17 protein-coding genes and 1 riboswitch are annotated in these 13,160 nt (G+C 42.8%); of the genes, 15 read left to right on the forward strand and 2 right to left on the reverse strand.

Annotated elements, in window-relative coordinates; translation table 11 throughout:
• Positions 1-128: 128 nt before the first annotated feature.
• The 6 genes from NST16_RS06325 (at position 129) to ribT (ending at position 4,805) form a co-directional block, all read left to right on the forward strand.
• The gene (locus NST16_RS06325) at positions 129-473 is read left to right on the forward strand and encodes a hypothetical protein (protein ID WP_168748154.1); all 345 of its coding nucleotides are present in this window, start codon (positions 129-131) and stop codon (positions 471-473) included.
• A 120-nt stretch (positions 474-593) separates the two neighbouring features.
• Positions 594-739: riboswitch (FMN riboswitch) on the forward strand.
• A gap of 129 nt (positions 740-868) precedes the next feature.
• Positions 869-1,954 (forward strand): bifunctional diaminohydroxyphosphoribosylaminopyrimidine deaminase/5-amino-6-(5-phosphoribosylamino)uracil reductase RibD, encoded by a 1,086-nt coding sequence (gene ribD / locus NST16_RS06330; RefSeq protein WP_339177014.1) that lies wholly within the window; start codon positions 869-871, stop codon positions 1,952-1,954.
• Between the two features lie 10 nt (positions 1,955-1,964).
• The gene (gene ribE, locus NST16_RS06335; protein ID WP_339177013.1) at positions 1,965-2,612 is read left to right on the forward strand and encodes a riboflavin synthase subunit alpha; all 648 of its coding nucleotides are present in this window, start codon (positions 1,965-1,967) and stop codon (positions 2,610-2,612) included.
• Between the two features lie 14 nt (positions 2,613-2,626).
• Positions 2,627-3,823: a bifunctional 3,4-dihydroxy-2-butanone-4-phosphate synthase/GTP cyclohydrolase II gene (locus NST16_RS06340; RefSeq protein WP_339177011.1), complete on the forward strand. Its 1,197-nt coding sequence runs from the start codon at positions 2,627-2,629 to the stop codon at positions 3,821-3,823.
• 32 nt (positions 3,824-3,855) lie between these two features.
• A complete protein-coding gene (gene ribH, locus NST16_RS06345) occupies positions 3,856-4,320 on the forward strand; it encodes a 6,7-dimethyl-8-ribityllumazine synthase (protein WP_003223915.1) in 465 nt (154 codons plus the stop codon).
• Between the two features lie 110 nt (positions 4,321-4,430).
• Entirely contained in the window at positions 4,431-4,805 is a 375-nt protein-coding gene (ribT, locus tag NST16_RS06350) for a GNAT family N-acetyltransferase RibT (RefSeq protein WP_003223910.1), read from the forward strand.
• A gap of 13 nt (positions 4,806-4,818) precedes the next feature.
• Here the strand turns inward: ribT and NST16_RS06355 are convergent, their stop codons facing one another.
• Positions 4,819-5,343, reverse strand: a complete 525-nt coding sequence (locus tag NST16_RS06355; RefSeq protein WP_286058363.1) for a DUF309 domain-containing protein — start codon at positions 5,341-5,343, stop codon at positions 4,819-4,821.
• A gap of 87 nt (positions 5,344-5,430) precedes the next feature.
• Positions 5,431-5,520, reverse strand: coding sequence for a YjcZ family sporulation protein (locus tag NST16_RS06360; RefSeq protein ID WP_032731254.1), 90 nt, complete (start codon positions 5,518-5,520; stop codon positions 5,431-5,433).
• Between the two features lie 216 nt (positions 5,521-5,736).
• On the opposite strand from NST16_RS06360, the gene scpA reads away from it, so the two are divergent.
• From scpA to resB, 9 genes are all read left to right on the forward strand, one after another.
• Positions 5,737-6,492: a segregation/condensation protein A gene (scpA, locus tag NST16_RS06365; RefSeq protein WP_010334786.1), complete on the forward strand. Its 756-nt coding sequence runs from the start codon at positions 5,737-5,739 to the stop codon at positions 6,490-6,492.
• Positions 6,482-7,075 (forward strand): SMC-Scp complex subunit ScpB, encoded by a 594-nt coding sequence (gene scpB / locus NST16_RS06370; RefSeq protein ID WP_010334785.1) that lies wholly within the window; start codon positions 6,482-6,484, stop codon positions 7,073-7,075. Before scpA ends, scpB begins: the two co-directional genes overlap by 11 nt.
• 57 nt (positions 7,076-7,132) lie before the next feature.
• Positions 7,133-7,672: a YpuI family protein gene (locus NST16_RS06375; RefSeq protein ID WP_010334784.1), complete on the forward strand. Its 540-nt coding sequence runs from the start codon at positions 7,133-7,135 to the stop codon at positions 7,670-7,672.
• 120 nt (positions 7,673-7,792) lie between these two features.
• Positions 7,793-8,941: a D-alanyl-D-alanine carboxypeptidase family protein gene (locus NST16_RS06380; protein WP_010334783.1), complete on the forward strand. Its 1,149-nt coding sequence runs from the start codon at positions 7,793-7,795 to the stop codon at positions 8,939-8,941.
• Positions 8,929-9,519 carry a spore maturation protein SpmA gene (gene spmA, locus NST16_RS06385; protein WP_024121904.1) on the forward strand — a complete coding sequence of 197 codons (591 nt, stop codon included), beginning with the start codon at positions 8,929-8,931 and terminating at the stop codon, positions 9,517-9,519. Before NST16_RS06380 ends, spmA begins: the two co-directional genes overlap by 13 nt.
• Positions 9,520-9,523: 4 nt before the next feature.
• Positions 9,524-10,060 carry a spore maturation protein SpmB gene (gene spmB / locus NST16_RS06390; protein ID WP_010334782.1) on the forward strand — a complete coding sequence of 179 codons (537 nt, stop codon included), beginning with the start codon at positions 9,524-9,526 and terminating at the stop codon, positions 10,058-10,060.
• Positions 10,061-10,151: 91 nt separating this feature from the next.
• Positions 10,152-10,886: a 23S rRNA pseudouridine(2605) synthase RluB gene (rluB, locus tag NST16_RS06395; protein ID WP_010334781.1), complete on the forward strand. Its 735-nt coding sequence runs from the start codon at positions 10,152-10,154 to the stop codon at positions 10,884-10,886.
• 93 nt (positions 10,887-10,979) lie between these two features.
• Entirely contained in the window at positions 10,980-11,519 is a 540-nt protein-coding gene (resA, locus tag NST16_RS06400; protein WP_010334780.1) for a thiol-disulfide oxidoreductase ResA, read from the forward strand.
• On the forward strand, positions 11,516-13,144 hold the full coding sequence (gene resB / locus NST16_RS06405; RefSeq protein WP_168748148.1) for a cytochrome c biogenesis protein ResB: 1,629 nt from the start codon (positions 11,516-11,518) through the stop codon (positions 13,142-13,144). The genes resA and resB overlap by 4 nt, the downstream gene beginning before the upstream one ends.
• Positions 13,145-13,160: the final 16 nt, after the last annotated feature.

Raw genomic sequence — 13,160 nt, forward strand, 5'->3', positions numbered from 1 at the left:
TGTGAAACATATTCCCGTTATGCATCGTTATATTAATAATTTACGAGAATTTACGGTTTTTTATTCATGAAAAAAAGGAATAACTCATATGAATGAATAGATTCATATTGGCTGGAGGTTTTTTAAAAATGGGAAGAATAAAAACCAAGATTACCATTCTGTTAGTACTTCTGGTTTTACTTGCAGGGGGTTATATGTACATAAATGGTGTGGAACTGAAGGACGTTCCGACAGCGATTGGACAAACCTTGTCCTCCGAAGAAGAAGAGTATACAATCCAAGAATATAAAGTGACAAAAATTGACGGAACAGAATATCATGGAGAAGCAGATAACGGCACGAAGATCATCTTTAACGGAAAAAAATTAAATCAAGATTTGTCTGATATAAAAGAAGGCGATAAGATCAAGGCGTACTTCAGCAAATCAAAGCGGATCGACGGTTTAATCAAGGTTGCAAAAATAAATGATTAACTAAAAAAAACACCTTTCGAACGATGGGTGTTTTTTCGATTTCTCAAATTGTAAGTTTATTTCATTGCGTACTTAAGAAAGGACCGCTATAATAGCCATTAAGGACAAATGAATAAAGATTGTATCCTTCGGGGCAGGGTGGAAATCCCGACCGGCGGTAGTAAAGCGACATGCGCTTTAGAGCCCGTGACCCGTGTGCATATGTACACGGTGGATTCAGTTTAAGCTGAAGCCGACAGTGAAAGTCTGGATGGGAGAAGGATGAAGAACCGCTATGCGAAATGTATCAACATGCATAGTGTTATTTCCTATTGCGTAAAATACCTAAAGCCCCGAATTTTTCTTACATTCGGGGCTTTTTTGACGGTAAATGAATAAAGAAGGGAGGGAAACAGATGGAAGAGTTTTATATGAAACTGGCGTTAGATCTAGCGAAGCAGGGTGAAGGACAGACCGAATCGAATCCGCTCGTGGGCGCTGTTGTGGTGAAAGACGGACAGATTGTCGGGATGGGCGCCCATTTAAAATACGGCGAAGCTCACGCGGAAGTCCATGCTATCCATATGGCAGGCGCACATGCAAAAGGCGCTGATATTTATGTCACCCTTGAACCATGCAGCCATTACGGAAAAACACCGCCTTGTGCCGAACTGATTATCAAGTCCGGGATAAAGAGAGTATTTGTCGCAATGAGAGATCCTAATCCGCTTGTGGCCGGACGGGGAATCAGCATGATAGAAGAAGCCGGCATCGAAGTAAAGGAAGGCATTCTGGCAGATCAGGCGGAACAGCTGAATGAAAAATTTCTGCATTTTATGAGGACAGGCCTCCCTTACGTTACATTAAAAGCTGCCGCAAGCCTAGACGGAAAGACAGCGACCAGTACGGGTGACAGCAAATGGATCACATCAGAAGCTGCAAGACAGGATGCTCAGCAATACAGGAAATCACATCAAAGCATTTTGGTCGGAGCAGGCACTGTGAAAGCTGACAATCCAAGCTTAACCTGCAGGCTGCCGGATGTTTCAAAACAGCCGGTCAGGGTGATACTTGATAACGAACTTTCGATTCCCGATGACGCCAATGTGATTTGCGATCAGGCAGCGCCGACTTGGATTTTCACAACAACACATGCTGATGACGACAAGAAAAAACGGTTTTCCGCTTGTGGAGTGAAAATATTTACTCTGGAAACAGATCGTATACAAATTCCCGATGTGCTGAAAATCCTTGCAGAAGAAGGCATCATGTCGGTGTATGTGGAAGGCGGGTCAGCTGTTCACGGAAGCTTCGTCAAAGCAGGCTGTTTTCAAGAAATCATCTTCTATTTTGCCCCTAAATTAATCGGAGGAACGCTTGCTCCCAGCTTAATCTCCGGTGAAGGTTTTCAATCAATGAAAGATGTCCCCTTATTACAATTCACAGATATAACCCAAATTGGCCGTGATATCAAACTGACGGCAAAACCGAAAAACGAGTAGGATGGTGACCATGTTTACAGGAATTATAGAAGAAACAGGCACAATCGAATCCATGAAAAAAGCAGGCTCTTCTATGGCCTTAACAATTAAATGCTCAAAAATATTAGAGGATGTTCACTTGGGCGACAGCATTGCAGTGAATGGCATTTGTCTGACTGTTACTGATTTCACGAAAAGCCAATTCACAGTTGATGTCATGCCTGAAACAGTCAAAGCAACGTCGCTGAACGATTTATCAAAAGGCAGCAAAGTGAATTTGGAAAGAGCGATGGCGGCAAACGGGCGATTCGGAGGCCATTTTGTTTCAGGACATGTTGACGGTACCGCAGAAATCACACGTATTGAAGAAAAAAGCAACGCAGTTTACTATGATTTGAAAATGGATCCGTCATTAACAAAAACGTTGGTTCTAAAGGGATCTATTACAGTTGACGGCGTGAGCTTAACCATTTTCGGGCTGACAGATGATACGGTGACTATTTCTTTAATACCGCACACCATCAGCGAAACGATTTTTTCCGAAAAAACGATCGGCTCCAAAGTGAATATCGAATGCGATATGATCGGAAAATATATGTATCGATTTTTGCATAAAGCCAATGACAATAAGAACCAACAAACCATAACAAAAGCCTTCTTAAGCGAAAACGGCTTTTAGAGAGGAAGATTAGCATGTTTCATCCGATAGAAGAGGCATTAGACGCTTTAAAAAAAGGCGAAGTCATCATTGTTGTTGATGATGAAGACAGAGAAAATGAAGGAGACTTTGTGGCTCTTGCGGAGCATGCGACTCCTGAAGTGATTAACTTTATGGCGACGCACGGAAGAGGGCTGATTTGCACGCCTCTCAGTGAGGAAATCGCTGACAGGCTCGATCTTCATCCTATGGTTGAGCACAATACAGATTCCCACCACACTGCTTTTACAGTAAGCATTGACCACCGTAAGACAAAAACGGGAATCAGCGCACAGGAAAGATCATTTACTGTCAAAGCTTTGCTGGACAGCAGTTCAGTGCCGGCAGATTTTCAGCGTCCGGGGCACATTTTTCCCCTGATTGCGAAAAAGGGAGGTGTTCTGAAAAGAGCGGGCCATACAGAAGCGGCAGTCGATCTTGCTGAAGCTTGCGGTTCTCAGGGAGCAGGCGTCATTTGCGAAATTATGAATGAAGACGGAACGATGGCAAGAGTACCCGAGCTGATAGAAATTGCGAAAAAGCATCAATTAAAAATGATCACCATTAAAGATTTAATTGAGTACCGCTACAACTTGACAACACTTGTAGAGCGGGAAGTCGATATTACCTTGCCGACTGATTTTGGCACATTTAAAGTGTACGGATACACAAATGAGATCGACGGAAAAGAGCATGTCGCATTTGTGATGGGAGATGTGCCGTTTAGTGAAGAACCAGTATTGGTCCGGGTTCATTCAGAGTGTCTCACAGGTGATGTGTTTGGGTCTCATCGCTGTGACTGCGGCCCGCAGCTTCACGCCGCGCTGACGCAAATTGCCGCAGAAGGCCGGGGAGTGCTTTTGTATCTCCGCCAAGAAGGCCGGGGCATCGGTCTGATCAATAAGTTAAAAGCCTATAAGCTTCAGGAAGAAGGATATGACACTGTAGAAGCTAATGAGGCGCTCGGCTTTTTGCCTGATTTGCGCAATTACGGCATTGGTGCTCAAATTTTACGCGATCTCGGCGTGCGGAATATGAAGCTTTTGACGAATAATCCGCGGAAAATTGCCGGACTTGAAGGCTATGGACTCAGCATTACAGAAAGAGTGCCGCTTCAAATGGAGGCCAAAGAGCATAACAAAAAATATTTGCAAACAAAGATGAACAAACTAGGTCATTTACTTCATTTCTAATAACAAAAATCACAAAAAAGGATGGGAATCATATGAATATCATACAAGGAAATTTAGTTGGTACAGGTCTTAAAATCGGAATCGTCGTAGGTAGATTTAATGATTTTATTACAAGTAAGCTGCTGAGCGGGGCAGAAGATGCATTGCTCAGACACGGCGTGGATACAAACGATATTGATGTGGCTTGGGTTCCGGGCGCATTTGAAATTCCTTTCGCTGCTAAAAAAATGGCGGAAACAAAAAAATATGACGCCATTATTACACTCGGCACTGTCATCAGAGGCGCAACGACTCATTATGATTATGTCTGCAACGAAGCTGCAAAAGGCATCGCGCAAGCAGCGAACACAACAGGCGTACCAGTGATCTTTGGAATTGTCACTACGGAAAACATTGAGCAGGCCATTGAACGGGCTGGAACAAAAGCGGGCAACAAGGGTGTAGATTGTGCTGTTTCTGCCATAGAAATGGCAAATTTAAACCGTTCATTTGAATAATTTGCTGAAAACAGTTTAAAAATATGGCGAAAATGATATAATGTGAGAAAACGGATCACCTATACTTTTCCGTTTGATAGAACTGGACATTAGGATATAGAGGGGTTTTTATGTTAATTCGTTATAAAAAATCGTTTGAAAAGATTGCGATGGGACTTCTTTCATTTATGCCGAATGAAAAAGATCTTAAGCAGCTTCAGCAGACAATTAAGGACTACGAAACGGATACAGACCGCCAGCTCTTTCTGTGGAAAGAGGACGAGGATATCGTCGGAGCAATCGGAGTTGAAAAAAAGGATTCCGAGGTTGAAATCCGGCATATCAGTGTGAATCCTTCTCATCGCCATCAAGGAATCGGAAAACAGATGATGGATGCTTTAAAGCATTTATTCAAAACGCAGGTACTGGTTCCGAATGAATTAACGCAGAGCTTTTTCGAACGCTGTCAAGGTCAGCAGGATCAAGACATTTCATACAATAATTAAGCAGAGGCTGTTATCAGCCTCTGCTTTTTTTTCGTCGCTCAATTTCTTTCTCGCGTTCACGGATGACATCAGTCCGATCCCGCAAACGATGTTTATGAATAAGAAATCTATCGGTGAGTGTGCTGGGCTGCCCCCATCTGTAAGCTTTTCGCTTGCATTCAATGCGGCATGCTTCCTCCAGCCTCTCATCTTTAATTGGCAGCATGATGCTTTTATAGGAAGATCCCAGTTCAATTTGTTCGTAAACCGACTGCATAAGCTCCAGTAAACGGGTATGATCAAGCCCCAAATCTTCCACCGCTTGTTTTTCCGCTTGAAGAATCCGTATGCTGTTTGCCAGCAATTTTTTGGCCCCGGCTGTATTCTGTCTTCTATGATGATACAAAGCAACAGCAAGCTGGATAAAGCCGACCCAATGTATTTTCCGTTTGTTCGGAGGATCTTCCTTCCAATATTCTTCTAGTATTTCATGGCATTCAAAATAATCTCGTGTTGCGTGAAATTCAACGAGATAATCGATATAAGCTTTCGGGTACAAGATGCTTCCTCCTTTTAATCCGCCTTTAGTGTAACACAGGACAGATGAAAGGAAAAAACAGCGCATTGGACCCGCTCTTTTTTAGTTCTAGCAAATCCAAGCAGCACCTACGATAATTAACAGAATAAACAAAACGACAATTAAAGCAAAACTGCCGCTGAAGCACTTTTCTCCCATGAACATTCAGCCTCCTTTGTTATGGTCTACGCGAGCATCCTATGTACACCTGCCCTTTTTGGTGTAGGCGGATATCTTGTTATTTTGAATATTCAGCACAAATTCTCTTGAAATACAGGAAATGAAATAGTATTGGACGAGAGCTTTTTGGTGGCTTATACTAAAGGGTAGCCAGTTTATCCGGCAATGAGAGCGATACTTGAAAATGGTGAGATGATGGAAGAATATCAAGTGAAAATTGATACGTTTGAAGGCCCATTGGACCTGCTGCTTCATTTAATCAATCGTCTTGAAATTGACATATATGATATACCCGTGGCGAAGATTACTGAACAATATTTATTATATGTACATACGATGCGTGTGCTTGAGCTTGATATCGCCAGCGAGTATTTGGTGATGGCTGCAACACTGCTCAGTATTAAAAGCAGAATGCTGCTCCCGAAGCAAGAGGAAGAGCTGTTTGAGGATGAATTTCTTGAGGAAGAAGATCCACGGGAGGAACTGATTGAAAAGCTGATTGAGTATAGAAAATATAAAGACGCGGCGAAGGAATTAAAGGAACGGGAAGAAGAAAGACAAAAATCATTTACGAAACCGCCGAGTGATTTGAGCGAATATGCAAAAGAAGTGAAACAATCGGAGCAAAAGCTGTCAGTCACGGTATACGATATGATTGGCGCTTTTCAAAAAGTGCTGAAGCGAAAAAAAATAACAAGGCCGATGGAAACAACAATTACAAGACAGGAAATACCAATCGAAGACAGAATGAATGAAATCGTCCACAGCCTGAAATCAAAAGGGAAAAGAATTAACTTTATGGATCTTTTTTCATATGAGCAAAAAGAACATTTAGTTGTCACTTTCCTGGCAGTTTTAGAACTGATGAAAAATCAGCTGATTTTGATTGAGCAGGAGCGGAATTTTTCAGATATTTACATTATGGGGAGTGAATCCATTCATGGGGCTTGATATCGTGAATTGGAAAGCTATAGTGGAAGCCCTTCTATATGCGGCAGGCGATGAAGGACTGACCAAAAAACAGCTGTTAACAGTGCTTGAAATAGAAGAGCCTGAACTGAACACCATTATGGCGGATGTGGCAGACGAATACCGACATGATACAAGAGGCATTGAACTTATTGAATATGCAGATACGTACATGCTTTCCACCAAAAAGGACTTTGCGCCGTACTTGAAAAAACTGATCGAAGTACCGTCGAAAGGCCTTTCCCAAGCATCTTTGGAGGTGCTGGCGATTGTTTCATATAAACAGCCGATCACAAGAGCGGAAATTGAAGATATCAGAGGTGTGAAATCAGAAAGAATTTTACACAGCCTTGTCGCCAAGGCGCTGCTGTGTGAAGTCGGGCGCGCTGACGGTCCGGGACGGGCCATTTTATACGGCACGACGCCGACTTTTCTTGAGCAATTCGGCTTAAAAACGCTGGACGAGCTTCCGCCGCTGCCTGAAAATGCGGAAGATGACGTTCTTCAAGAAGAAGCGGATTTATTCTTTGAAAACTTTAACCAAACCTTTGAAGATATAAAATAGAGAAATAATGAATCGCGCTTTTTCATCAACATAAGATATAAGGAAGAAGTAGCTATCATGAAAGAAGCAAAATGTGAGAGACAAAGACATGAGGGGAAGATACCAAACGAAATGGGACATTCGATTGTGCGAGTGCAGACTCAAAAAACAGGCGAATTCTTATCAATGGTTGTCAATACCGTTAATGATTATTTAAATCAAACCACGCTGGCGTCTATGCAGGCTGAATTGCCTGTTGAAGAGGCATACTGCTGTGATGTGCTGAGCACGCTGAGAAGAATGACAGTATTTTGTGAAGGAGGCGCTGAAGCATGCCGCCGCCTCCTTATACAAGAGCCTTTTCAGGAAACCAGAGCGGAAAAAACACTTTACAATGTGTATCATCAATGCATTGAAGAGTTCTTTATGCCAAAGAAAGACACCTGGTGTGAAAACAGCCGGGCGTCATATACCGGAGTCAGCGCAATTGAGTTCTACCATGCTGTTCCGCAGTCTCTGGAGCAATTATTATTGCCGCTGAGCGCAGCGTTTCTGAAGATGAGGGAAGAACTGGCTCATTACGAAGCGTCCGGATCTAGCATGGCATCAATCAGATAACACTTACTCTCCTTTTACGGGAGAGTTTTTTTATGTTTGCAGGCCTAGACACAATTGTTATTCATAACTGATGGACATGCGCATAAACTTGTACAAACCACCACAAGGACGTGAACAAACATGCGCATTTTTAAAAAAGCTGTATTAATAGTCATTATTTCTTTTCTATTTGCAAATGTAAATGTGAACACAGCCCATGCAGCTATAAATGTCAGTGCGAAGAGCGCGATTGTCATTGACGGCACATCAGGAAGAGTGTTATTTGCCAAGGACGAGCATGAAAAAAGGCGAATCGCCAGTATTACAAAGATCATGACCGCTGTTCTCGCCATTGAATCAGGAAAAATGGAAGAAACCGTGACTGTGTCTGCAAATGCGGTCAGAACAGAGGGCTCGGCCATTTATTTAACCGAAGGGCAAAAAGTAAAATTAAAGGATCTTGTGTATGGCCTGATGCTGAGATCCGGGAACGATGCTGCTGTTGCGATCGCTGAGTATGTCGGGGGAAGCCTCGATGGATTTGTCTATATGATGAACCAAAAAGCAGAGCAAATCGGTATGGAGAATACCCGTTTTCAAAACCCGCACGGATTGGACGACCATGAAAATCACTACTCATCAGCTTATGACATGGCCATTTTAACGAAATACGCCATGAAGCTCAAAGACTATCAAACCATCTCCGGCACAAAAGTATACAAAGCAGAAACAATGGAAAGCGTGTGGAAAAACAAAAATAAATTGCTGACGATGCTGTATCCATACAGTACAGGGGGGAAAACAGGCTATACCAAGCTTGCAAAACGCACACTGGTTTCAACCGCTTCAAAGGACGGCGTTGATCTGATAGCCGTGACCATTAATGACCCTGACGATTGGGATGATCATATGAATATGTTTAACTATGTATTTGAGCATTATCAAACATATTTAATCGCAAAAAAAGGAGACATTCCGAAGCTCAAAGGTACATTTTATGAGTCCAAAGCTTTCATCAAACGAGACATCACCTATTTGCTTACCGAAGAAGAAAAAGAAGATGTCAAAATTAACACTACGCTGCTCAAACCGAAAAAAGCCTGGGAAAAAGATGCTTCAAAAATTCCGGATATTGTAGGACATATGAAAGTCATGTTCAACGATGAAACCATCGCAAAAGTGCCGATCTATTACGAAAACGAACGAAATCAAAAACCGAAAAAAAAGTTTTTTGAAACATTTAAATCAATTTTTCTGAATGCGGCTGGCGGGGCAAAATGGTCAATATAATCTGGGTCAGCTTAACTGTGATCGGGCTCGTATTTGCGATGTGCAATGGAACGCTGCAGGATGTAAATGAGGCGGTGTTTAAAGGAGCCAAAGAAGCTGTCACAATCTCATTTGGACTTATGAGCGTGCTTGTTTTTTGGCTGGGTTTAATGAAAATAGCTGAACAGTCAGGATTGCTGGATATTTTCAGCCGTATGTGCAGACCTTTTATTTCTAAGCTGTTCCCTGACATACCGCCGGATCATCCCGCAATGGGCTACATTTTATCAAATCTCATGGCGAATTTCTTCGGCCTGGGGAATGCGGCCACACCTCTTGGCATTAAAGCAATGGAGCAAATGAAAAAGCTGAATGGAAATCGTTCGGAAGCGAGCCGTTCCATGATCACTTTTTTGGCTGTTAATACTTCCTGCATTACTCTCATCCCGACAACGGTTATCGCCGTGAGAATGGCCTATTCCTCCAAAACGCCGACAGATATCGTCGGACCGAGCATTTTGGCGACACTCATTTCTGGAATCGGCGCCATTATTATTGACCGGTATTTTTATTACCGCCGTAAAAAGAAGGGGAGGTAAGCCGATGGAAATTATCAACTGGCTGTCTTTAGCCATGATCCCTATCATTATTGCCGGCATTCTTCTTTATGGAACAATCAAAAAGGTGCCGACATATGAATCCTTTGTTGAAGGCGGAAAAGAAGGAATTGAGATCGCATTTTCGATTATCCCTTACTTAGTCGGGATGCTTGTTGCAATTACCGTTTTCAGATCATCAGGCGCGCTGGACTTTTTTATGGATCTTTTAAAGCCGGCCTTTTCCGCCATCGGCATACCGGCTGAGGTGGTTCCGCTTGCGCTGATCCGTCCGATCTCCGGTACGGCTGCTCTGGGAATGACGACCGATTTAATTGCAGTTTATGGACCGGACTCCTTTATTGGCAGGCTGGCATCGGTGATGCAGGGGTCAACGGATACAACACTTTATGTGCTGACTGTGTATTTTGGAGCGGTCGGCATTAAAAAAATGGGTGATGCGTTAAAGGTAGGACTTCTTGCTGATTTAATCGGTGTAGTTGCATCTATCATCATCGTTACGTTATTATTTGGGAGCGCCTGAAAATGGCGTTTTTTTAGATAAAGCATGCGAAATCTGAAAAAGCTTGTTTGTTTAGGTTGAAAAAAGTAAGATAATACTTGAGGTGAAAGACATGGAAAGACTGCAAAAAGTAATTGCTCACGCCGGAGTTGCATCGCGCAGAAAGGCAGAAGAGCTGATTAAAGAAGGAAAAGTAAAGGTGAACGGCAAAGTAATAACAGAGCTTGGTGTTAAAGTAACCGGTTCTGATCAGATTGAAGTAAACGGTTTGAAGGTGGAACGTGAAGAGCCTGTTTATTTTCTTCTATATAAACCAAGAGGCGTGATTTCCGCAGCGGAAGATGACAAAGGGCGCAAAGTCGTGACTGACTTTTTAAGAGAAGTGCCGCAGCGCATTTATCCGGTCGGACGTCTGGATTACGATACTAGCGGTCTTTTGCTTTTAACCAATGACGGCGAGTTTGCCAACAAGCTGATGCATCCTAAATATGAAATAAACAAAACATATGTAGCAAAGGTAAAAGGCATACCGTCTAAAGAGTTGATCAGAAAGCTGGAGCGCGGCATTATGCTGGAGGAAGGCAAAACAGCGCCTGCCAAAGCGAAGCTGCTTTCATTGGATAAGAGAAAACAAACAAGCATTATACAGCTGACCATCCATGAGGGACGGAACAGGCAAGTGCGCCGCATGTTTGAAGCGATTGGACATGAAGTAATCAAGCTGAAGCGGGAAGAATACGCATTTTTAAATCTGAGAGGCTTAAATACGGGAGACGCAAGAGAGCTCACGCCGCATGAAGTCAAAAGACTCAGAGCGCTAGCGGAACACGGTAAAAACGCTTTCTAAGTTTCACATAACCTTCAAAAAGTTAGAAATGTGAAATGAATGTGCAATGATATAATTGAATGGATCTGCAATAGGGGAAGGGGGCAGTGGACAATGAAGAAAAAAAGGCGTTTATTCATTCGGACCGGCATCCTTCTCATTTTGATTTGCGCGCTGGCCTATACAATATACAATGCTGTATTTGCCGACAAAGAGAGCATATCTGAAGGGTCCGAGGCACCGAATTTTGTCCTTGAAGATACGAATGGGGAACGTATTGAACTGAGTGACTTAAAAGGAAAAGGTGTTTTTTTGAATTTCTGGGGCACCTGGTGTGAGCCATGCAAAAAAGAATTTCCTTATATGGCGAACCAATACAAATATTTTCAAGACCAAGGCGTTGAAATTGTCGCGGTAAATGTTGGGGAGTCAAAGATAGCAGTACATAATTTTATGAAATCCTACGGAGTGAATTTTCCGGTTGTCCTGGATACAGATCGTCAGGTGCTTGATGCCTATGGCGTATCTCCGCTTCCGACAACCTTTTTAATCAATCCGGAAGGAAAAGTTGTCAAGGTGGTGACCGGCACTATGACAGAAAGCATGATCCATGACTATATGAATCTGATAAAACCCGGAGCGACCTCGGGATGAAACAGGTAAAATGTGAATGCGGACATATCAACCCGGTTGGAACCGTTTTATGTGAATCATGCGGCAGGGCGCTTCAGGAAACACAGCCCCCGCTTGCCGATATGAGATATGATGGAAGTGCTAGGCGCTCACAAACCTATAACAAAACGATCATTGATAAAATATGGAACTTCTTTTCTTCGGTTAAGGTCGGAATATGGCTTATCGTCATAACCCTTGCAGCATCAGCATTCGGGACTATTTTTCCTCAAGAAGCCTATTTGCCCCCCGGCGCTCAGGCTGATACATATTATAAAGAACAATACGGCACGTTCGGCCAGCTTTATTATTTACTCGGTCTCCATCATTTATATGGATCTTGGTGGTATTTGCTGCTGATTGCCTCTATCGGCATTTCTCTTGTCATCTGCAGCCTTGACCGCGTGATTCCCCTGTACAGAGCATTGAAAAATCAGGGTGTCAGGAGAAGCCCTGTTTTCTTAAAAAGGCAAAGGCTGTTCAGTAAAACGGAGACCGAGCTCAACAAGGAAGAAAAAGAAAAGATTGTCACTCTCTTAAAGAAAAAGCGTTATAGAATCAGAGAAAAAGAGGGCAGCATTCTGGCGGAAAAAGGACGTTTTTCCCGCTGGGGTCCGTATGTTAATCACATAGGATTAATCATTTTCCTGATTGGCGCAATGCTGAGATTTGTGCCGGGCATGTACATCGATGAAACGCTCTGGGTCAGAGAAGGCGAAACTGCGGCAATTCCAGGCACAGACGGAAGATATTATTTGAAAAACAATCAATTCAGCGTAGAGACTTATAACAGCGAGACAGAAAAAAAGGTGTTCGCTGATGCCATTGACAGAGTCGGAAGCGGAAAGGTCGCCAAAAACTTTCAAACAGACGCAGTTCTCTATAAACGGGAAGGCAAAATTGTCTATGGAGAGAAGCCGAAGCTGAAAAAAGTAAAAGAAGAAGATATTCGTGTGAATCAGCCGCTGCGCTTTGATTCGTTTTCTGTTTATCAGGTGGATTATAAAGAGAATCAGCTCGATCAGATGGTGTTTCAGCTGATTGACAAAAAATCAAAAAAATCCTTTGGGAGCTTAAAGATCAACCTATTGGATCCAGATTCGGTTTATGATCTTGGTAACGGTTACAAAGTTGAGGTCGCCAGCTACCTTCCTGACTTCTATTTTAATCAGGACGGAGAGCCGAGCACAAAAACAAAAATCCCAAACAATCCGGCTTTTGTTTTTAATATCATAACGCCGGATAAGCCAAAAGGCGAAAAAAGCTTTGTTGCCATTCAAGAAACAATTGAAGGGTCGGGCAGCAATAAGTATAAGTTAAAATTTGACCATGTCGAAACGAAGAACATAACCGGTCTGACAGTCAGAAAAGATCTGACGCTTTGGGTGCTTGCTATCGGCGGAGCCATTTTTATGATTGGCGTCATTCAAGGAATGTACTGGCAACACCGCAGAATCTGGCTGCATACACAGGATGGTGCAGTCATGGTTGCCGGCCATACCAATAAAAACTGGTACGGACTGAAGCAGGATTTAACATTTGTTTTAGCCGAAACGGGGCTGACTGAACCAGCAGACCAAAAAGAATTAATGAAAACACAGAAATAGGCGAAAAGGGAGTGGT

The sequence above is a fragment of the Bacillus sp. FSL K6-1005 genome (assembly GCF_038000225.1).
In the GTDB taxonomy this organism is placed as follows: domain Bacteria; phylum Bacillota; class Bacilli; order Bacillales; family Bacillaceae; genus Bacillus; species Bacillus mojavensis.

Excerpts from the sequence above, each read along its gene's own strand:
- scpA (WP_010334786.1), top strand. The coding sequence starts at position 5,737 with ATGGAAGAATATCAAGTGAAAATTGATACGTTTGAAGGCCCATTGGAC.
- NST16_RS06380 (WP_010334783.1), top strand. The coding sequence starts at position 7,793 with ATGCGCATTTTTAAAAAAGCTGTATTAATAGTCATTATTTCTTTTCTA.
- resA (WP_010334780.1), top strand. The coding sequence starts at position 10,980 with ATGAAGAAAAAAAGGCGTTTATTCATTCGGACCGGCATCCTTCTCATT.
- ribE (WP_339177013.1), top strand. The coding sequence starts at position 1,965 with ATGTTTACAGGAATTATAGAAGAAACAGGCACAATCGAATCCATGAAA.
- resB (WP_168748148.1), top strand. The coding sequence starts at position 11,516 with ATGAAACAGGTAAAATGTGAATGCGGACATATCAACCCGGTTGGAACC.
- NST16_RS06325 (WP_168748154.1), top strand. The coding sequence starts at position 129 with ATGGGAAGAATAAAAACCAAGATTACCATTCTGTTAGTACTTCTGGTT.
- ribH (WP_003223915.1), top strand. The coding sequence starts at position 3,856 with ATGAATATCATACAAGGAAATTTAGTTGGTACAGGTCTTAAAATCGGA.
- NST16_RS06340 (WP_339177011.1), top strand. The coding sequence starts at position 2,627 with ATGTTTCATCCGATAGAAGAGGCATTAGACGCTTTAAAAAAAGGCGAA.
- NST16_RS06360 (WP_032731254.1), bottom strand. The coding sequence starts at position 5,520 with ATGGGAGAAAAGTGCTTCAGCGGCAGTTTTGCTTTAATTGTCGTTTTG.
- spmA (WP_024121904.1), top strand. The coding sequence starts at position 8,929 with ATGGTCAATATAATCTGGGTCAGCTTAACTGTGATCGGGCTCGTATTT.
- ribT (WP_003223910.1), top strand. The coding sequence starts at position 4,431 with ATGTTAATTCGTTATAAAAAATCGTTTGAAAAGATTGCGATGGGACTT.
- scpB (WP_010334785.1), top strand. The coding sequence starts at position 6,482 with ATGGGGCTTGATATCGTGAATTGGAAAGCTATAGTGGAAGCCCTTCTA.
- NST16_RS06375 (WP_010334784.1), top strand. The coding sequence starts at position 7,133 with ATGAAAGAAGCAAAATGTGAGAGACAAAGACATGAGGGGAAGATACCA.
- ribD (WP_339177014.1), top strand. The coding sequence starts at position 869 with ATGGAAGAGTTTTATATGAAACTGGCGTTAGATCTAGCGAAGCAGGGT.
- spmB (WP_010334782.1), top strand. The coding sequence starts at position 9,524 with ATGGAAATTATCAACTGGCTGTCTTTAGCCATGATCCCTATCATTATT.
- rluB (WP_010334781.1), top strand. The coding sequence starts at position 10,152 with ATGGAAAGACTGCAAAAAGTAATTGCTCACGCCGGAGTTGCATCGCGC.